The following is an 18,337-nucleotide window of genomic DNA, read 5'->3' on the forward strand; positions in this document are numbered from 1 at the left end:
ACCTCTTAGGGTTTGGTACTCGACGGGTATTGTTCGCTTCTACGCGAAGGTACTGATATGGATTTGGGTCGCCGTCACAGTCCACTTTGCGGTGGTGGCGTTCGGGGTTCTCACCTGGCGCATATCCTCTCTGTGACCAGGTTCGCCGGTGACGATGGGCTGGTTCGCGCTGCGCCGTGGCGCGGGCTTTTCGCCCCATCGTTCCAGAGGTACCGAATTTGTATCCGCGACCACGTTGGTCCGCACTTGGCAGATCCGGGCGCAGGGCGGCTTGGTTAGAAATCGGTCTTCTTTCGGATTGGCCTCGGCAGCGGGTTTGCCGCCGGGCCGACTTGACTTGGACCGGTTGCGGTTAGGACGCGTCCGGTCCGTCGTCGCAGTCGCTACTAGTCAGTCGGCTCGCCGTCGATCTGAAAGCAATATGGCTGGCTATCGTCTAGCGAGACCTCCGCCAGGATCGGCGAGCCATCCGACCAGACCCCGAGATTGGCCTCGTTTGCGTCGATCCCTCGCAGCTTCTCCAGTGCCTCCCTCTTGCTGGCGGCATTTACCCGCAACGTGCAGGCCAGTTTTACGTCGAAAGCATACTCGTGCTCACCCGGCGAGGGAGGGGCACCGACTGAGTCTCCCGCGGCCGCACCGTTTAGCTCAGTGTGCTCCTGATGGGATTCCTGATAGCGTCGAATCCAATCCACCTTCTCCGGGCTGGTGCAGGCGTGGTAGTTCTGGCCGGAGTGCAGGCCCACCCATTCCGCCACGTCATCCGCATCGACCGGCTCTGCGCACATGCCCTGGATCTCGGAGATCTTCCGGTAGAGGTCTCCGATCCAATCCACCGCATCAGACCCGTCCATATCTTCATCGGTCAGCACCTGGGGCCAGTCCTTGAGAACGGACTGCGCTGCGGCCGCGAGCCTGACCAACGGCTCCAATCGAGCCTCCTGCACCACAACCCATCCCGGCTCGGCGATAGTGGCGAATTCAATCTTTTTCAGTTCCATCTGCTACTCCATCTCCTGGGTAGTTGATTTAGTCATCCTATAGATATGGCAGGGAACCGCGCAAAGCCACACTGCAGGTTTCTGCTTGTTGTGCAGCCCAGTGACTTGGTGGCACCGATGGCCGCCGCGCTCTGATCGACCGGCGCAACGGAGCCGTTCTTGTCGTGCGGTTGGGTAGAGTGGGTTTGTCGAATCCAGCTGCCAATGGGGGGTGAACCGATGACGCGACAGACAGCAACGTCCGGACTGCGACAGCTACCGCTTAATGGCATCTGGTTGGGTTTGCCAAGTGTCCGGGGATGAGATCGGCCGGCAACCTCGTCTCGCAGCGCATCCATCAACGGAAGACCCACTGCCCTTATGGGTGTCCGCTATTGCGTCCGGCGATCCTTATGTTTCGCTGATGGTGGGAGCGGCAAAACATATTTGCGGGGTTCCGCCAGCGATCGGTACGCTGGGTTCATCGATTGAACTAACTGGGAGCCCCCATGCAGCCTACCTACGAATCGCTGTCTTTCAGCCTCATCAGCCTCGCCCTGACCGCCTCAATCCTGATTGCGCCATTAGCCGCATACATGGGCGGTTACTTCAAGCAGATGCTTGGCGAAGGGGATGCATTTGAAGGCGAACGAGCGGCACAGGTTGCTGCTGCCTTCCTGCTGGCCCTGCTGACCACGGTCGGGTATGGCGCAGATTCTGTCGCGCCGCCGGCGTGGGTGAGCGTACTTTGCGTTGTCGCGGCCTACTCGCCGGTTCTATGGCTGGCGGTCCGTGCGGCACGCTGTGCTTGCTCGACAGCCGAGATGCGCCAGCCGGCCGCAATTGCTTGAGCCACCTGCCACCTGACCTGCCAAATGACCCACGATCAAACCCAATCGGAGTATCCGATGAGAACCGTTTTCGAGACCCACGGGCTGGCGTGTCCGAACTGTGGACGTGATACCAAACTCAATGTCGAAGTCCAGACCTTGGCCCGCCTACTGCCCAGCGGCACTGAGATTGTGGGCGATCAGGAGTGGACCGACAGCGCCCAGGTTCTCTGCGATGAATGCGGACACGATGGCACGGTTGCCAAGTTCTCCGGTCGCAAGGCTCGGATGGCTCATCAGTTGCGTAGTCTGCGAGAGCTCATCGGGCGGACGATGTGGGATCACGTGTACAGCGAGCGCGAGGAGATTCTGCCGGGCCCGGATTGCGAGTACACAGCGGCGCTGGCCAGCATCGACTTGATTCTGGAGCAGGGAGCCGGGTCAACCAGGGAAGGGAGCGCGACGTGAGCGGGACATCGTCGCCCCGTTGTTCCACGCCGCGGTGCGTCAGCGACACCGAGCAGCTAGGCGAGCGGCTCCACTCAGTCTTCCCGGTGCCACCGGGATCGGCGCCGTCACGAATCGCCGACGCGACCGATCACTGCTCCAGATGCGGGGGATTCCTTGTGGCGGGCGCCTGGCGGCACGTATGCAAAAACTGCGGGACCGAAGTCCAGCCGGGCGAGTTGCGCGGCCTCTTTGTTCCATCGCGCTGCACAGCTTGCGACACCAAGGTGGTTGCGGAACAGCGCGCTGCAGGCGATGTTTGTAGTGGCTGTAACCAGGTGTACGCCTATTGCTCCTGCTGAGGAGCCGTCTTTTGCCGGTGGGCGACGCTACCCACTCGCGGAGGGCGGCCGTGAGCGGGCGACCAGGTGGTTGCCCCTCCGCGGGTTTGCTTGGGTATATCCCAGATCGGTAGCCTGACTCTATCAAGTCACAGACCCGCGTGGCCGTTACGTCTGGGACGGCACTCCAGCCACCTTGGTCAAGAACACGAAGAAAATGAAGAAGAAGTCGTTCTATTTGGCGGCACTCGCCGCAACCGTAGTGTGGTGCGGTGCCGCGGCGGGCTCGGTCACGGTCACGGTCATCGATGCTCCTTCGCCCTCCCAAACCCCGTCTGCGCCGGCGGGCCTTACCCCTCGGATGAGCGTTGCCGAGCCGACTTATGCGGTGGGCTCTGGGCAGCTTGCGCTGTTCAAGGCCATCAACGCGCTGCGCCAGCATCTCGGCGTCGGCCTGCTCACGCAGGATTCAAGGCTCGACACTGCGGCACAGGCCCACGCCGTCTATCTCAGCAGCAACAATGTGTCGCAGCACGATGAGGCTGCCGAGAACCCGGACTTCTATGGTGTCAGCCCGCTTCTGCGGGCGCGCAAGGCTGGAGCACCGGCGGTACAGTGGGTGGGTGAGGCCGTCGCCGCCGCCAGAGGGGGCGATGACGGTGATATCGGCCAGCGGTGCTTCAGGCAGTGGTATCACACCGTCTATCACTTGCAGTCGCTGGTTGGAAATCAGGAGTCGGTTGGCGTCGGATACAGCCAGAGGGGGAGCCTCGGCCTGAACCTGTGTGTGCTGAATTTCGGCACCCTCACAGCCGCACAAGCCGATCCTGTCCCAAACGGCGTGCCCTATGTCGGCGGCCAGCACTTCGATGCCGGCACGTTCGTCACGGTGCCTCGCAGCGGGGAGACCGATGTTCAGCCTGGCTTTAATGCCGAGAGCGAGTCGCCTGATCCCGCCCCCGACCTGACGGCCCCGGGCCGACCGCTGATGGTCTACGCGAACGGTGCGCTTGCTGAAATCCTGTCGGTTGGGGCGTTCAACGTGATCGGCCCTAATGGCGCAGACGTGCCAGCGAGGGCTCTTGTGTCCCCGGCAGCCAAGGCGGCCGGCTCAGCAGGTGCGGCAGACCCGTACATCCGAAACAACGCCGCCTTCCTGTTGCCGCTCGCGCCGCTGGCGGCTGGCGTGACCTACACGGCGACGTTCGCGGGGACGCGCGCGGGCAAGCCGGTGAGCTTCACCTGGTCGTTCACTACGTCAGCGGGAGTCACTATCGCCCAGCGGTAGGTCGGTGAAGAGGTGAGGCTGGGGCGGTGCGGGTGCTGTCGCTGAGCTTCCTGCACACTGGACTGCCGCTCACGGCTTCTTGGCTGCAAGCTCGCGGACCCGCCCGCCGCCTAAAGGCCGCCGCGAGTCGCCCGGAGGCGTCAGATTTGGTGTGTATAAAAACATAAGTGCAACCTCAGTCCCATAAAAGCGACCTCGGAGGCTGAGGCCGGACACGAGGCGGCGGGCTATCACCCCGGAGCGGGTGGAAAGGAATGTCGGTAGTAGCGGACGACCTTGCGACTGTCGCATCTCAATAGACGCCCGCCGGACGCGAGAGGTCCGGCGGCTACTCCACCAGGCGCAAGGCCGGCGCAGCCAGCATCTTCTCGGCCGGGTAGAGCGTCATGAACGTGCGCGCGAGGTCCGGATTATCACACTGCAGCCAGTCGTCCCATTGCGTCGGAGGCACCAGCACAATTGACCGCTTCTCGTCGGCGGGCTTATGCATTCGCCCCATGACGGAGTGCCCTTCCGCATTGACGGTCAGCATCGTGAACGAAAAGGTGTCGTTCGGCCAGCGCTGCCACAGCCCGGCGATACCGAAGGCGGGCTCGCCGGCGGGCCGAATCCTGTACCAGACGCATTTAGGCCCGGCCTCATAGTTCGGCTCATCGAAGGCCACCGCGGGAATCAGGCAATACTGGGCGTTGCGCCAGGGGCCTTTGAAGGCGGCCCGCTCGGCCACGCCTTCGGAGCGAGCATTCATCGTCGCGTAGTCTTTCAGCTTGGGCGGCTGGCCGGTGCGCTTCTCCATCTCCTTATTGCGCCGCTTGATCTCCTCACGCGACACCAAGCCGAACGTACCCATCACACAATCGCGCCCGCCGTCGCCATCGTGCAGTAGGATCGGAGCCGCACCGTCACGGCAGACGTGGGACGCCCATTCTGCGCCCTCGGGCGGCTCCACCAGGAACACATCGCGCAGCAATTGGGGCTGAACCGGGGCGTAGTTAGTGCACACGGCGTCCTCCGTCGTGGTGTTTGAGGTCAGTTTGTGTGAGTGTACTGTGAATCGCTGCAGCAGCTCGTCCCGGCGCGGCGGAAGGTGCCGATCCCCGGAATCGGGCGCAGAGTTTGCCCCCTCTGTAGATTTGCGCGGTTCCCGGCGTAGTCGGTACCGTGGTTCTCACTAAACAACAACCTGTGAGGACCTCATGCTCGCCCCGGCAACCGTGGATACCGGGAGATTGGATCGCACGCCTTCCACGCAGGATGTACCCACGTCGCGAGTCAACAGGCCGACCATCTCGAAGCAACCGCTGCGATGGGATTTCTGGTTGGCCGCGCGTGGCCCGCGGGCGGTGGCAAGGCGCACGCTGCATTGATGGACCACGTCGGCGGCAGCGCGGGCCTTCACGAGCTCGTGACGGAATGGGCTAAAGAGTTCATCCGTCAGTGGGAAGCGGAGCACGCTGGCAGCGTTGAGCAGGACTACGCATCGCATCTGTACACATTCACGATTCGCAAATTCGATCAGTTGCGCGAATCCGCCAAGTCGGCGGCGTGAGCGTAGAACGGGCAGCCGCGGCCAAGGTCAACGCAACCTAATCTGGCCCGGTCAAAACGTGCACCGCGGCATTCCGACACTTATCAAGCGGCTGAAGCTGACACCGTGGGCTGTTGCATGACGGCAATCTTTCGCAGCGAGCCCGTTCCGCAAAATATATTTGCCTCGTTCCAGTCGCGATGGGTAGTCTGAACTCATTGATTGAGCACATCCACCAAGGAGAATAGACACCATGTCCACCATCGCGAAGACCGTTGACCCGAAGGAGCATCTGGAAGTCACCGCGTCGATGGCGCTGCACGCGGGTATCCACTGGGCCCGCTTGTCGCAGGCTGCCCGGATCGCTCTGCTGGAGCACGCCAACGGCACCGACGGCATGGCTGCGCTGGCCTCCGACTGGGCTGCGGAGTTCCTGGCTAGCGCCTCCGGGTTTGACTCGGATAGCTTCCGGCCAGCGATGCTCGCGTTCATCGAGCAGAAGATGGCGGCTCTCCGCTCGGCTGCTCTGTCCTAAAGAGAGAACTGACCGCCGCTAGCCGGCGGCCACCCATCCGGCCCGAGCAGCTCAGATTGACGGGCCCGGTCTTCGACGCAGCGCCCGAGCGCACGACCAATTCTCCAATATGCGTATCCAGAACACTGACATGACCGCGACTCAATTCACCCCTGGCCAAACCCTCGAAGTTCCGCTGAACACACTGTTCATCTCGCCGCTGAACGTTCGCCGCATGGACAACTCCGATATCACCGAGCTCGCGGCTCTCATCCGGTCGCAGTCTGTGCTGCAGAATCTTCTCGTCGTCCCGGAGGTGGATGAACGCGGCGGCGTTCGGTTCGGCGTCGTTGGCGGCGGCCGTCGAATGCGCGCGCTTAACCACCTGGCGCAGCGCCGAGAGATCGAGGAAATCCACCCGGTTCCGGTGAAGATCGTGGCAGTAGAAACCGCCGAGCAAGCGAGTCTTGCCGAGAACAGCGGCCGCGAGGCAATGCACCCGGCAGACGAGTTCGAAGCGTTCCAGCGCCAGCGTGATGCTGGTATTCCCATTGAGGATATTGCGGCCACGTTTGGTGTCACCCCGCTGGTCGTGCGCCGCCGCCTGAGGTTGGCCAACATCGCGCCCCGATTGCTGCAGGCCTACCGGCAGGGAGAGCTAAAGCTCGATCAACTGCAGGCGCTTGCTCTCACCGACCGGCACGATGTTCAGGAGCGGGTTTGGGAGGACGCTCAGAAGTCGGCCTACTGGAAGCAGTCGGCACGGGAGCTGCGGGATGCCATCACCGAGGGGGCGGTCGCCACTGCAGACGACGCAGCCGCACGCTTTGTCGGGCTGGATGCCTACGAGGCGGCAGGGGGTCACGTGGTGCGTGACCTGTTCTCGGACCGCGGCGACGGTTATGTGGCGGACAAGCATTTGCTGCACAAACTGTTCGTCGAAAAGCTGGAGGCCGTAGGCGACCAGGTGCGTGCAGAGGGCTGGTCCTGGGTGGACGTGCGTGAGCGAGTGAGCCAAGGTGACCTGTATCAGATGGGCAGGAGCAAGCCCAGCGAGCGGGCGCTGACCGAGGTTGAACAGGCGGAGATCGCTGCCTTGGAGGCGCAGGTAAAGGCCCTCGACGCAAAGGCGGACGCCCTTGAGGAAGACGATGACTCGGACGCCTACGAGATGGTGTCCGATGAAATCGTGGAATTGCAAGTCAGGATCAAGGTAATCAAGGATGGCACAGCCGTCTACAGCGAACGCCAGATGAAGAAGGCCGGCGTTATGGTCGGCCTGGGCCACAGCGGAAAACTGGAAATCCATCGCGGCTTGATCAAGGGGGCCGATAAGCCGAAGAAGGTCGACCCGAGCGTTACCGTTACCGAGTCCGGCAAACCCGCGCATTCGGAGTCGCTAGTGCGCAAGCTGTCCGCGCATCGGACGATGGCGGTTCAGGCCTCGCTCGCCGACCAACATCGCCTTTCGCTCGATACGCTCTGCCACTCGCTTGCTTCCACCGTCCTCTATAGCGGCGGTTACCACGGTGACCGAGGTATCAGGATCAACGCCAACTCTCAGACCTTTAACCTGCGTCAGCACGCAGACGACATCGAGCATTCGAAAGCCTGGGGGCAGATGGCCGAGCGCCGTGCCAGGCTTAAGGAAAACCTGCCGGAGAACCCTGCTGAGCTGTTTGCCTGGCTGCAGGAGCAATCCCTGGAGACGGTACTCGAGATCCTGGCATTCTGCACCGCCTCCTGCGTGGATGGACTTCAGCACCAGGAAGGGACCCGGCAGCTGGCCGAGCTCGAGGAGGCTGCCGGGCTCGACATGTCGGACTGGTGGGAGGCGAGCGCTGGCAGCTATTTCAAGCACGTGCGTAAGGAAACTGCGATTTCGGTGGTTAGGCAGGTCGATCCGGCCCAGGACGGCGAGAAGCTTGCCAAGCTGAAAAAGGGCGAACTGGACAAGCACGCTGAGGCGGTTCTCTCTGGTGCCGGCTGGCTGCCGCGAATGCTCGCCCGCGAAGTGCCCGAGGAAAGGGCGTAACGCGGTTGTTGGCGGATGCCGACCGGGGCCACATTTGCGTGGGTCTGGCCTCGCTCGGTAGGGTGGTTGCAAACCATCTCCGATTGCAACCACCCACCATGCACGCCTCTCAGCTCGCTCTCTTTCCGGCCGCAAACCCGCTCGTTTCTCCGGTCACCGTTACGCACTTGACCTCCGAGGAGCTGGAACGACGGGCAACAGCGGCGATTGACGCGGTGCTCGAGGCGGGCCATCCGATGATTTGCGCCTGGTCGAGCGGGAAGGACTCCAGCGTCGTTGCCAACCTGATGCTCAATGCGGCACGTTCGCGCTTGCAGCGGGGCGAATCCTGCCCGCCGCTCCTCATCAATCACAGCTCGATTACAGTCGAGAACCCGGAAGTGCAGGCGCTGGCGTCATCGGAAATTGAGAAGATCCGCGCATACGCTGCAGACCAGGGGATCCCGTTGACCGTTCGGATCGGCCATCCGACCCTTTACTCCGCGTTCGCCTGCCGGGTGATCAGCGGTCGCGGCCTTCCGACCTTTCCGGACACCCGAGGCGACTGCTCGGTTGACTGGAAAGTGAGGGTAGGGGATCGCCTCACGGCGGAGGCATACACGGAGCTGCGCCGATTCACCGAAAAGCCGGCCGTCCTCATGACCGGTGTGCGCCGGGAGGAGTCTGCCGCCCGAGCCGCGAGCATCGCCTCGCGTGGCGAGCGCGACGAAGGCATCTGGACCAATGCGGAAGGCGAGATGCGTCTCTCCCCGATCCTTTCGTGGACTTCCGACGATGTCTGGACCTATCTTGGCTACTGCGCCGCCGGCCTGATTCCGTCCTACTCGGACTTTGCGGAGACTATGCGCTTCTATCGCGACGCCGGAGGTAGTTCCTGCGTTGTTGTGGCGTCCGATATGATGGACGCCAGGAAAGGCGGCGGCTGCGGTGCGCGTTCAGGCTGCGTGACCTGCACCAAGGTGCAGTCGGACAAGTCGCTCATGAACATGATCGAGAGCGACGACGGTCGCTACGGCTACATGAAGCCGATGCTGGCCTTCCGTGACTTCATTGCGAATACGCAGTATGACTGGTCGCGCCGGAGCTATGTGGGCCGCACCATCGACAAGGACGGCTACATCACCATCGCGGCGGATACCTACGCGCCTCAGATGCTGGAGGATTTGCTGTGGTACGCCCTGTCGATCCAGGCGACGCTGCCTCGCGCGGCAAACTTTCGCTACGTCGCTCTGCGGGAGCTGTTCGCGATCGACATGCTGTGGTCGGCCTACGGCCTGCACAAGCCCTTTCACGCACTCTGGATCGCCCGCGAGGTCGAGCGTGGGAATCTGAAGTTTCCGCCGAAGGTCAAGCCTGTCCCGAAGACGCCGGTACCGGCCTACGGTCGCATCTTCGTTGGCAAGGATTGGGATGGCATCGATACCCCGAAGGTCACCGGCCTTTTCGACGCCCCGCTGGCCCTTGCCGAGGAGGGCTGCGGTATTGGCACTCGCTTTACGAGGGACGGCCGCGTTGTGACGGACTTCGATACCACGAAGCAGTTCGAAGTCGACGAGGAGGGAGCGTTGCTGTTTCTGGAGTTCGAGGCTGATCGCCATATTGCCGAGTTCCATCGCGATGACGCCGAGTGGACCGCCGCAGCGCGCATCTACCTGCGCTACGGGTTTGTCACTCTGGCCAAGGGTGCACACGCCAGGTGGGACGGAATCCTTCGCCGCACGGAATGGCGGCAGCAGAATTGTCTCCACGGTCAGCCGGCGCTTGAGCACTTGATCGCCCGCTGCGAAGCCCCCCCTGTGCGGCAAGAGGAAGCCCTGTTCGCGGAGGCAGCTTAGTCGGCAACGACCGAGGCTGGGTTTGCGCCGTTCCCCATCGGCTCTGTATGGTGAGTTCAAGATCAACAGAGAGATGGCCCCATGACCATGGAAAAGCCCACCTACAAGGAAGTAGCCGAAGCGCTGCGCAACCTCTTGAACTACGCGGGCGGTTGGGACGCGCCCGACTCGCACCCGTGCGGCGCTGCTGCTCGCATGATGCACCGTGTTGACGGCCGAGATTGCCAAACATGGGACATGCCTTTCATTGATCATGCGGAGCGATTCTGCCGGCTGTACCCTCACTTGCGTATCGGCATCCGGTTCCAGGATGACGCAGGCGACCGGTATGACTCGCCCAACATGGGCTATCTCTGCGACGGCGAGTGGGTCAATACGTCACATGCCTGCGCAATCGGAGACATGACGTCAGTCGATGCAATCTTGATGCAAGCCCTCAACATGCCCGGCATGACCTTTGAGGAGGCGACGCGCGCCGATGACTTGAACGACGCTCTTCTAATGGTGCAAGAGGCCTGTCAGATCACGGCTGGCGACGTCGCAGGCTTGTTCTGTTCCGGCATGGATGCCGAGGCGTTCTGGCCGCGCGCTGATGAGGACCAGCGCATTGGGTTTCTGTTGGCGTACCTGACCTTTGAGTCGGTGCACACGGATCAAGACCTGCTTCGCAAGTACAAGCGCTCGGACGCTCAAGTACGTTGGCGTGAGGTGAATGTCACCCTTGCCGACTGTGAGGGATGGGCCGTGCCGGCGTATTGGGACGGTCGGACCTGGAATGGCTGGGTCGTTCCGCGCTTCACGCTGCAGGGCATGCGCGAACTCGCCCAACACGCCGGGCCGCTGGTGGAGAACAGCGATGGCACCTTCACGCGCACCGACGAAGGCGTCGACGTGGAGACCATCAGCGCTGAGCCCAAGGACATCGACGGCATGACGATTGCCCTCTATACGCCCGATGGCTGGTGCTTTGAGCTCGATGATTGACGTCGGGCGCGTAGACGGTACAGCCAAAGGACGCTGGCTGTTGCGTGGGTCCCTCCTGGTTCGGTAAATTGGTCTCAATCAGACGATTTACAGAAACCTGACACCCATGACCTCCGCATACTTCGCCTCACTCGTAACGAAACCCGACATCATCACCGCTCCGGGCAACTACGTGACCCGCAGCGGTGAACTCGTCACGATCACAGTGGTTTCCTGGCGCCAGGACCATGGCTGCATCGGCACCTATGGCGACGGAAAGATCGTCGATAAGTGGCACAAGAGCGGCCGAATCTTCGCTGGCGCGGAAAGCGGGAACGACATCGTCCGCGCCGCCGATGCTGCCGGCGCAACCAACGTGACCGCGTTTGGAAACCTCTACAAGGTCTGGCAATCGGACCAGCGCCTCGTGGTGGCCATCCTGACCGCCGCCGACGGTGACAAGGCGCTGGCCCGCTATCGCGAGGAAGGGGGCAAGGTGGCGCAGGTGAGCATCGAGCGCATGACGTTCGGCTACCCGCACGATTCCTGCACCATCTACCGCTGACCGGCGCAACGCAACGCGAGGGGGCAAGATGAAGCGGCCGATCAACAAGCCAAAAGACGACAAGGCACAACTGTTCCGCATCCGGTACTACTTTGCCCCCGGTTCCGAGCTGGTGTGGGCTGCCACGGAAGGGATTACGCTGTCTATCGCACGCCGCCGGCACGGCAAACACTGCTACGTACATCCGGTAAAGAAGCCGGTCTGACCAACGCAACGCACAAGGGGGAAGCAAGATGGAACTCTGGGACATCTGGTACGGCACGAAATATCAGGGGCAAGTGTGGGCGGACGATGCGCTGGACGCGCATGAAAAAGCGCTGAAGAGATTTGGCAAATCAACCGCGCACGTTCGCACGGAACGAGCCGAGATCGCGCCTCCGCCGCGCGGCATCTAATAACAACCCACTCGCTACGGCTGGCTACCACCACCAGGACAAGCAATGTTCAACGTGACCTACCTGAATCCGCTCAACGGGAAACGCGCCCTCCTGATCGACAACGTTGACCAGGAGCAGGCCGAGGCGGTCAAGGCCAAGTTCGGCAACCCGGCCGACGCGGCGCACTACCTGCCGGAAGTGGAGATCGAGAGCGCCTGCCTGAAGCCGTGGGTTGGGGCCTGCCCGCACACTACGGCCAACATGGCGTGTCGGCAATGCCGGACTAAGCACGGCGCGAACTACGACCAGCGCGCCGCCTGATCAAGGTACCGCACAAGGGGACGCAAGATGGAGTTTGGACTGAATATCACGCTTGACGATGACGCAACGGCGCAGGACGTAGCGGAAGCGATCCAGTTTGCCGCGTTGCATGCGGCTGCCGCACTTTCGGATCGTGGGCAACATATCTCCGTGGACGGCCAGATCGATTTCGAGCTGGCGAAAGGCAAGTTGCAGAACGCGACCATCAACCGCTACGACTAACCACAACCCGCTAGCGACGGCGAGCCGCTGAACGACTCATTACACAGGGAAAATCATGAACGAGCTGATCTCCGCCGCGCGTGCCGTCGTGGACAACTGGGAGAGGGGCGACCTGGCAGGCGCCGTGCGCGTGCTGCAGCGGGTGCTCGAGGGGTTGTCCGAGAAAACAACAGCAACGCCGGAGCAGATCGGGGTTGCGAAGGACTACACCGGTTGGTCCGATGAGCTGCGCTTTGACGAGAATGCAGAGATCTCACAGGCCGACAGCGGGCACTGGATCAGCTGCTGGCAGTGGATTCCGGATGCCGAAACAGCCGGCCAGGGGTGAATCACATGGGCGGTCCTGAGTTCATCGGGCAGCTCGTCGCGCAATCCGCCCGCTACGGCGGGTATCCATTGAGACAACGACATGAATAACAAGCTTGATTCGCTGCGCGCTATGCTCTGCGCTGTCGGCGTTGTGGGAAAGATTGACGGGCACCAGGTTGTACGGCGGGAGTCGGTACTGGAGCTGGTGGATAGGGCCCGGGAGCACGGCGCATCGCACCAAGCGCAAGGCGAGGTGGTAGCGTGGGTGCGCGTCCGCGCAGACGGCACTCTTTCCGGTGACTGGTTGTGGGACGGCAATATCGAACAGGTGCGCAAAGATTCCGGCGGATGGAAGCCGCTGACATTCGTCGCCCCGTCGCAAGCCGCTCCCGTGGCGCAGGGGCTGGAGGACCTGGCGCATGAGATTGTTGCGGCATCGCAGATTGCTCCCGGCGAGGGGATTGAAGACGCTGCTGCGCGTATCCGCGTCCTCCTCGCCCAAGCCGCTCCTCGCGCCGACCATTCTGGTGACCCAGAATTGGTGTTGGAAGCTACAGACGAGATGATTGACGCTGCATGTGCTGCAGTGCCCGACCTATATCGAGTAGATGCGATTCGGGCAATCGAGGCAGCCCTGCTCGCCGCCCCGAGCGCCAGCGCACAAAAGGCGGAGCCGTTCGGCACCTTCGTTGAGCGTGATGACGGAACAACCGAGTTTCGTCGCGCTGGCGAGCCCCATACCCCGACTGCCATGGGAGGTCGAGCCTGGACACTCTATGCCGCACCTGCGCCGAGCGCATCGCCTGCCGCGCGGGTAGACGGGGATGATCCAATGCCCGATCAACTGCGCGCCATAGCGCGAGACGCGCGCAACACCGTCGGCCCCAGTGACGAACCCGGCAGGGAGGCATACGTGCTTGCCGGCTGGCGGGCGGCCCGCGCCACGGCAACCACATCGCCTGCGGTGCTGACGGATGAGCAGATCGACGCAGCGCATGAGCGTGCCGCCGAAGCGCTCGCCAAGCAACACGGCATCCACGAGCAGGATGTTCCGCGAGACACAGGCAAGAATCGAGTATGGCGCCGCACATTCGCCCGTGCCCTGCTCGCCGCATCGCCTGCCAAGGAGAACAATAATGGCTGAGGCGCTGGATTTGGATACGCTGGCGAGGTTGGCTAGATCTCTGCGTGGCTCTGCGCGCGCCCAGCAGATGGAGGCCGCAACGGCGATTGACGCGCTGATAGCCCGCATCCGCGAACTGGAGCGCGCTGCATCGTCTGCCGACCAGGAGGAGGATGCGCGCGATGCCAAGCGGTGGCGCACTGCGTTGCGCTTCGTGGGCGCATGGCTTAGTGGTGGTCGGCGTCAGACATGGAGCCTTGAACCGCTGCCTATCCCCGCTGGCGTGAACCTCATGCAGGGCAGCGTCGCGGAACACTTCACGCAGGCAATCGACGCCGCCATGAGCGCCAGCAAGGAAGGTGCGTGATGAGCTATCGACTGAATGCAAACGCCAAGCGCATGCTCGTAAAGGTGGCGGGGGCAGACGAGGTGGGCGACGCCGAGGTGTCGTTCAACATGATCTGCATTCCGCTTTCCAGTAAGGCCTGCAAGGAACTCAACGAGCAGGCCAACGAATGGGCTTCTGGCGCCATGAGCGCCAGCAGGGAGGGGTCATGAGCCGCCTTTTCTACCGCGCAATCTTGCGAACGATGCCCGAGGATGCCCTGATCCAGGCCAGCCACTGGAATACGAGCGACGGTGAGCCCATGAACATGGAAGCGGAGGAATTGACGCACCGCTGGGGAGCCATGAGCGCCAGCCAGGAGGGTGCGTGATGGCCGCCAACATCGTGAGCGACAAGCGCAAGGCACAAGCCAGGAAGCACGCTCAGGTGGTTCATGTGTGCGTCTGCGGGAAGGAATGCAGGGGCAACGGCGGCTGGAGCAGCCACAAGCGCGTCTGCGAGCAGTGGAAGTCCGCGCGCACGGCCGTCGGCGAACGGGACGCCACCATGAGATCGAGCAGTGAGTGTGGGTGACGGCCGCCAATACTGTGAGCGATAGGCTGGCCGCGATCAAGGCGGTTCCTGATTACACGCTCTCGGCAGTCGGACAGATCATGCTCCAGCACACGGCTGGACCGTGACCGTAAGCGGCAGCCCTCAGTCGTCTCGAGCCAATGCCCGCCGGATTCCCTCGGACACGTTGCCATCACCCAGGCGGGCTGCCCGCGCAAGGCTCTGGGCATCCAGGTAGACATTCACGCGCTTTCCGCCTTCCATCTCCGCTGGACGGCCGACCAAACCCGGCGGCCACGGGATATCTCCCATCCGGTCACGCCAATAGTCTGCGCTGCCTGGTTTCCGGTCGAATCGATGGAAGGCCAGTTGCTTTCCGTTATGGGTCAGCACGGCAGCCATCTTTTGGCCATCCAACTCCGTGCGCGCGATGATCTCCGCAAAGGCCTCAGCGGCGGCCTCCGGACTTTTCGTGTTTGTCTTCGACTCCGGATCAACTTTCTGGTCCGGCATTCGTAGGTAGGCGCGGTACAAATCACTCCCCTTGGTGCGTGGCATGTCTTCAGGCCAGGCTAGGCCAGGCCATGGCGTTAGCGAGCAGCTATGCGGCGGGTTTGGGGCTTCATCCGGATGGCGGCATGTTGTATCGCCCCCGCGTCGCGCACATTGAAAACGAGTCGACCCGGTACGCGCACCGCCATGCTGGTGTTACGCGGGGCATAGCACCACCAGCTCGTCAGGCACCTCCACTTCGGGACCTGCCTTGCTTGCGACGAAGCAGCGCATGGCGGCGACGAGCAGGGTAGGCCCATCAAATCGTTGCCGACGCCTTCGCACTTGATAGGAATAGGCGCCGTAGCGCCCCCCACCACGAACCGTCAGCTCTTCCCAACTGGTGGTCCGAGTGTCGCCGATGTCATCGAGCGACATCGCATACCAGGTTCCGGACGCCTGATGCTTGCGGGTGGCGATGCCTTCTCGCCCAATAATCGGCCCACCGTCACTCCAGCAAGCCGATGGGTCGAAGGGGCGCTTGAAGGCAATCCACACGCGCTTGCCGTTGATTGCAACGTCCATGCCCGCGCACTTCGCCACGGCCCAATCTAGAGGCGCGCCCGCCAAGTCTCGTGTCTTAACGAGTGCCATTGTCCGTTACTCCCGGTTGATTTCCACTTCTTAGCTGCGGGAACCCGCCCACTCGGTAGGTTCGCAATGCTAGTTCATGAATTTAATTATATACACACCTAATATATGGGGGCAAATTTGGTGTGTATGTTTTCGAGAGCAAGCGCAAGGCGAGAGGGACGGGCAGGGGACGTCGATAGCATCAATTTGGCTTGCGTCGGTCGCCGGCGAATCGGTAGGTTGATTTCAGATGAATTTGACTTCTAACCTACTGACAAAGGAAGGCGTAATGAGCTCGCACCAGTGCTATCTGAAGGGACATCTTATTCTTCGAGAAGGCGTGACCGAAGACCAGGTCAAGGAGGCATTCCAGAAGTTCACAGCCTGGATCGATGAGCGTTTCGAGGAGCTGGTGGGGGATGCTATCGCCTTCGAGGCCGACCAGAATCTCCTGCTGGACATTCCGTTCTGGTGTAGTGGTGGCCACCACCAGGATGAGCTCGACGAGTTGGCAGTTGTTCTTGGCACGCTCTGTGAGGGAGAAGACTGGATCGAGCAGCACGACATTCAGACCGGGGACTCCGAGGCAGCGTTGATCCCTTACTTCATCGGCGCCACGCCTGAGCTGCGGCTGTTCGCCCGCCGCAAGTACGGCCTGCTCCAGGCACAAACCTGGCTGGAACCGATTCTTGGCAAGGAAGCGTTTGCTTCGGTAAGGAGCTTCGTCGGCTCGCTCCCGCTGCTTGATGCGCATTCGGTCGACGCCTGAGGCGAGCCGGGCGGCGAATTCCCGGCCCTGCACGCCGCCCGGCGGGCCAGTCCTGTCGGGTTTGCGTGCCAATAAGACGCAGATGATTTGCGCGGGTCCATACGGAGCCGATATGTTGATCTCATCAAATGAGCAACTGACTGAGAACGATATGACTAACCTTGACCTTCTGCGCACTGCTGTGCGCGCGCGCCGCGCCTACTGGGACGCAATCGGCAACCTCGAGAAGGCGATCGCACCCAATGGGGAATTCTCGGACCGCGCGAACGATGCAGTGCATCATGAGATCGGCGCCTTGGCGGCAGGAGGGGAGGACGACACCACCGTGAACGAGGGGCATCTGTATCGCGTCGCAACCCTGGCCAAGGGGCGCTGACACCATGACGAGACTCTATCTGTCCGTTGGTTCCCACGACGAGTGGACCGAGACACCAGCCTTCGCGGTCGTCGACTGCAACTTGTGGGATTTGAGGCGCGAAGTTGGTCGTCTGCGCACGGCCTGCCTCAACCACGGCTTGGCCTCCGCGGCATCCCAGTGCCACGTTGCCTACCCTGACTGGCACGACCCGGATGATCAACACTGCGTCGAAGGCAACGAAATGGTAGTCGGTGCCTACGGCGACGTGAGGTTTGAAGGCGCCCTGCGATATTCCGGTGACCTGGTCGGAACAAGGGCCCTGGCCTTCAGCACGCTCACTGCCATCGCGGAATCTGGGGTCGAGGAGTGGTTCGAGACCAGCAGCGTCGAAGCTGGCGTGCGGCTAGCTGTCGCCTAGGGAACCCGAGTAGTGAGGAGGGTACACGCATCACGCCGAAATCTGTCCGCCGGGTTTGCGTGGGTGCCTTCGATCTCGGTATGTTGTCCTCATCCGATTGCAAATCGGCAGGAGCAACGACATGGCAGCACAGATTACCCAGGTAGACATTGAGAATTGGGAAGCGGAGCGCAAAGCTGACAGCGAATGGGAGGCCTGGCGTCGCCGCGCCGCCCGCCGCTTGCCGGACCTCGCCGCCCGCGTCTTCGCTCTCTCCAACAAGAGCTATATGGGAAGCGGCACTCACTATGCGTTGGTTGGCAGCCTCGGGCGGATGATCGCCGAGGTTGGTGATCCCACCCGTTCGCCCTTTGAGCGGAAAGAGCGGCTTGCATATCGGCTGATTACCCAGATCGTGTTCGAGGGTTTGCATTCCGATCTGCACAAAGCCGAGAAGACCTCCCAGGCAATGGCTTTCGGTCACGCGGGTTGCACCCATGCAGGCTAGCTCGATCAAGCAGCTCGCCAACTCAATGCAGTGGCGGCTGGCCGCCGCCCTACGGGAGCGAGACGCAGTGGCAGCAGAGAAGGTGTGTGCAGACCTGCGCCGGATCAGCGCAGAGATTGAACGCCTCAACGTCTCGGCCGGGGCAGTGCGCATGCTGATCGCCCAGGAACGCGATCCTGCCTGGCGGGCCGCAAACCCTACGGCCTACGAGGACAGCCGGGCCGGACGGGGACCCCTGTGGGCGCGTATTCGTGCGGCCATGCCGCACTTCCCAACCCAACACCAGAACAAGCCTCAGGAGGAGAAGGAACGATGACCGGATCGCAGCAGGGTGCCGGCCTTAGCGCCGAGCAGCTCGACGACCTCTACAACCCGGATGGCGACGGCGAGCACCCGCTGATCACCCGCGCAATGTGGCGCCAGGCAGTGGCCCAGCAGGACACCGTGTCCGGGTACTGGCCGTGGTTGGCTCAAATGCTGTCGGATGACGCCGCCTCCACGGTCAAACCCGCCTTGACGATCACCGAAGGGGCGGCCCCCCTTTTTTGACTGAACATCCGCTGTTTTACGACAGTACCGTGAAATCGGTGCCGGCCGTCACCGA

Annotated in this window: 29 protein-coding genes; 25 read left to right on the forward strand and 4 right to left on the reverse strand. The window is 62.3% G+C overall.

Annotation, left to right across the window (positions count from 1 at the left end; all coding sequences use genetic code 11):
• Nucleotides 1-386: 386 nt before the first annotated feature.
• A complete protein-coding gene (locus tag ACREYQ_RS34130) occupies nt 387-1,001 on the reverse strand; it encodes a hypothetical protein (protein ID WP_432263462.1) in 615 nt (204 codons plus the stop codon).
• A gap of 488 nt (nt 1,002-1,489) precedes the next feature.
• Between ACREYQ_RS34130 and ACREYQ_RS34135 the strand changes: the two genes are divergently transcribed.
• The 3 genes from ACREYQ_RS34135 (at nt 1,490) to ACREYQ_RS34145 (ending at nt 3,886) form a co-directional block, all read left to right on the forward strand.
• The gene (locus ACREYQ_RS34135) at nt 1,490-1,831 is read left to right on the forward strand and encodes a hypothetical protein (RefSeq protein ID WP_432263463.1); all 342 of its coding nucleotides are present in this window, start codon (nt 1,490-1,492) and stop codon (nt 1,829-1,831) included.
• A 24-nt stretch (nt 1,832-1,855) separates the two neighbouring features.
• Nucleotides 1,856-2,278 (forward strand): hypothetical protein, encoded by a 423-nt coding sequence (locus tag ACREYQ_RS34140; RefSeq protein ID WP_432263464.1) that lies wholly within the window; start codon nt 1,856-1,858, stop codon nt 2,276-2,278.
• Nucleotides 2,279-2,815: 537 nt separating this feature from the next.
• Entirely contained in the window at nt 2,816-3,886 is a 1,071-nt protein-coding gene (locus tag ACREYQ_RS34145) for a CAP domain-containing protein (RefSeq protein ID WP_432263465.1), read from the forward strand.
• Between the two features lie 328 nt (nt 3,887-4,214).
• On the opposite strand, the gene ACREYQ_RS34150 is transcribed toward ACREYQ_RS34145, so the two are convergent.
• The gene (locus tag ACREYQ_RS34150; protein ID WP_432263466.1) at nt 4,215-4,889 is read right to left on the reverse strand and encodes an SOS response-associated peptidase; all 675 of its coding nucleotides are present in this window, start codon (nt 4,887-4,889) and stop codon (nt 4,215-4,217) included.
• A gap of 303 nt (nt 4,890-5,192) precedes the next feature.
• On the opposite strand from ACREYQ_RS34150, the gene ACREYQ_RS34155 reads away from it, so the two are divergent.
• The 16 genes from ACREYQ_RS34155 (at nt 5,193) to ACREYQ_RS34230 (ending at nt 14,597) form a co-directional block, all read left to right on the forward strand.
• Nucleotides 5,193-5,435, forward strand: a complete 243-nt coding sequence (locus ACREYQ_RS34155) for a hypothetical protein (RefSeq protein WP_432263467.1) — start codon at nt 5,193-5,195, stop codon at nt 5,433-5,435.
• Nucleotides 5,436-5,667: 232 nt separating this feature from the next.
• Entirely contained in the window at nt 5,668-5,949 is a 282-nt protein-coding gene (locus ACREYQ_RS34160; protein WP_432263468.1) for a hypothetical protein, read from the forward strand.
• 130 nt (nt 5,950-6,079) lie between these two features.
• The gene (locus tag ACREYQ_RS34165; protein ID WP_432263469.1) at nt 6,080-7,963 is read left to right on the forward strand and encodes a ParB/RepB/Spo0J family partition protein; all 1,884 of its coding nucleotides are present in this window, start codon (nt 6,080-6,082) and stop codon (nt 7,961-7,963) included.
• A gap of 98 nt (nt 7,964-8,061) precedes the next feature.
• Nucleotides 8,062-9,798: a phosphoadenosine phosphosulfate reductase family protein gene (locus ACREYQ_RS34170; RefSeq protein WP_432263470.1), complete on the forward strand. Its 1,737-nt coding sequence runs from the start codon at nt 8,062-8,064 to the stop codon at nt 9,796-9,798.
• 81 nt (nt 9,799-9,879) lie between these two features.
• Nucleotides 9,880-10,782, forward strand: coding sequence for a hypothetical protein (locus tag ACREYQ_RS34175; protein ID WP_432263471.1), 903 nt, complete (start codon nt 9,880-9,882; stop codon nt 10,780-10,782).
• Nucleotides 10,783-10,888: 106 nt separating this feature from the next.
• Nucleotides 10,889-11,326: a hypothetical protein gene (locus ACREYQ_RS34180; RefSeq protein ID WP_432263472.1), complete on the forward strand. Its 438-nt coding sequence runs from the start codon at nt 10,889-10,891 to the stop codon at nt 11,324-11,326.
• 28 nt (nt 11,327-11,354) lie between these two features.
• Complete coding sequence (locus ACREYQ_RS34185; RefSeq protein WP_432263473.1) at nt 11,355-11,531, forward strand: hypothetical protein; 177 nt, start codon at nt 11,355-11,357, stop codon at nt 11,529-11,531.
• A 28-nt stretch (nt 11,532-11,559) separates the two neighbouring features.
• Complete coding sequence (locus ACREYQ_RS34190) at nt 11,560-11,721, forward strand: hypothetical protein (protein WP_432263474.1); 162 nt, start codon at nt 11,560-11,562, stop codon at nt 11,719-11,721.
• Nucleotides 11,722-11,766: 45 nt separating this feature from the next.
• Complete coding sequence (locus ACREYQ_RS34195; RefSeq protein ID WP_432263475.1) at nt 11,767-12,024, forward strand: hypothetical protein; 258 nt, start codon at nt 11,767-11,769, stop codon at nt 12,022-12,024.
• Between the two features lie 27 nt (nt 12,025-12,051).
• Complete coding sequence (locus ACREYQ_RS34200; RefSeq protein WP_432263476.1) at nt 12,052-12,246, forward strand: hypothetical protein; 195 nt, start codon at nt 12,052-12,054, stop codon at nt 12,244-12,246.
• A gap of 55 nt (nt 12,247-12,301) precedes the next feature.
• A complete protein-coding gene (locus ACREYQ_RS34205; protein ID WP_432263477.1) occupies nt 12,302-12,574 on the forward strand; it encodes a hypothetical protein in 273 nt (90 codons plus the stop codon).
• Nucleotides 12,575-12,655: 81 nt separating this feature from the next.
• Complete coding sequence (locus ACREYQ_RS34210; protein WP_432263478.1) at nt 12,656-13,699, forward strand: hypothetical protein; 1,044 nt, start codon at nt 12,656-12,658, stop codon at nt 13,697-13,699.
• Nucleotides 13,692-14,045: a hypothetical protein gene (locus tag ACREYQ_RS34215; RefSeq protein ID WP_432263479.1), complete on the forward strand. Its 354-nt coding sequence runs from the start codon at nt 13,692-13,694 to the stop codon at nt 14,043-14,045. Before ACREYQ_RS34210 ends, ACREYQ_RS34215 begins: the two co-directional genes overlap by 8 nt.
• A complete protein-coding gene (locus tag ACREYQ_RS34220) occupies nt 14,045-14,236 on the forward strand; it encodes a hypothetical protein (RefSeq protein ID WP_432263480.1) in 192 nt (63 codons plus the stop codon). Before ACREYQ_RS34215 ends, ACREYQ_RS34220 begins: the two co-directional genes overlap by 1 nt.
• Entirely contained in the window at nt 14,233-14,394 is a 162-nt protein-coding gene (locus ACREYQ_RS34225; RefSeq protein WP_432263481.1) for a hypothetical protein, read from the forward strand. Before ACREYQ_RS34220 ends, ACREYQ_RS34225 begins: the two co-directional genes overlap by 4 nt.
• Nucleotides 14,394-14,597 carry a hypothetical protein gene (locus ACREYQ_RS34230; protein WP_432263482.1) on the forward strand — a complete coding sequence of 68 codons (204 nt, stop codon included), beginning with the start codon at nt 14,394-14,396 and terminating at the stop codon, nt 14,595-14,597. The genes ACREYQ_RS34225 and ACREYQ_RS34230 overlap by 1 nt, the downstream gene beginning before the upstream one ends.
• Nucleotides 14,598-14,720: 123 nt before the next feature.
• Here the strand turns inward: ACREYQ_RS34230 and ACREYQ_RS34235 are convergent, their stop codons facing one another.
• Together ACREYQ_RS34235 and ACREYQ_RS34240 are read right to left on the reverse strand one after the other, a co-directional pair.
• Nucleotides 14,721-15,134, reverse strand: a complete 414-nt coding sequence (locus ACREYQ_RS34235; protein ID WP_432263483.1) for a hypothetical protein — start codon at nt 15,132-15,134, stop codon at nt 14,721-14,723.
• A 150-nt stretch (nt 15,135-15,284) separates the two neighbouring features.
• The gene (locus ACREYQ_RS34240; RefSeq protein ID WP_432263484.1) at nt 15,285-15,722 is read right to left on the reverse strand and encodes a phage protein NinX family protein; all 438 of its coding nucleotides are present in this window, start codon (nt 15,720-15,722) and stop codon (nt 15,285-15,287) included.
• A 268-nt stretch (nt 15,723-15,990) separates the two neighbouring features.
• On the opposite strand from ACREYQ_RS34240, the gene ACREYQ_RS34245 reads away from it, so the two are divergent.
• From ACREYQ_RS34245 to ACREYQ_RS34270, 6 genes are all read left to right on the forward strand, one after another.
• Nucleotides 15,991-16,470: a hypothetical protein gene (locus tag ACREYQ_RS34245; protein ID WP_432263485.1), complete on the forward strand. Its 480-nt coding sequence runs from the start codon at nt 15,991-15,993 to the stop codon at nt 16,468-16,470.
• Between the two features lie 151 nt (nt 16,471-16,621).
• Entirely contained in the window at nt 16,622-16,846 is a 225-nt protein-coding gene (locus ACREYQ_RS34250) for a hypothetical protein (RefSeq protein WP_432263486.1), read from the forward strand.
• A 4-nt stretch (nt 16,847-16,850) separates the two neighbouring features.
• A complete protein-coding gene (locus tag ACREYQ_RS34255; RefSeq protein ID WP_432263487.1) occupies nt 16,851-17,246 on the forward strand; it encodes a hypothetical protein in 396 nt (131 codons plus the stop codon).
• Nucleotides 17,247-17,367: 121 nt separating this feature from the next.
• Complete coding sequence (locus ACREYQ_RS34260) at nt 17,368-17,733, forward strand: hypothetical protein (protein ID WP_432263488.1); 366 nt, start codon at nt 17,368-17,370, stop codon at nt 17,731-17,733.
• Nucleotides 17,723-18,049, forward strand: coding sequence for a hypothetical protein (locus ACREYQ_RS34265; RefSeq protein WP_432263489.1), 327 nt, complete (start codon nt 17,723-17,725; stop codon nt 18,047-18,049). Before ACREYQ_RS34260 ends, ACREYQ_RS34265 begins: the two co-directional genes overlap by 11 nt.
• A complete protein-coding gene (locus ACREYQ_RS34270) occupies nt 18,046-18,282 on the forward strand; it encodes a hypothetical protein (protein WP_432263490.1) in 237 nt (78 codons plus the stop codon). Before ACREYQ_RS34265 ends, ACREYQ_RS34270 begins: the two co-directional genes overlap by 4 nt.
• Nucleotides 18,283-18,337: the final 55 nt, after the last annotated feature.

The organism is Cupriavidus sp. TMH.W2, assembly GCF_050847365.1.
Classification (GTDB): domain Bacteria; phylum Pseudomonadota; class Gammaproteobacteria; order Burkholderiales; family Burkholderiaceae; genus Cupriavidus.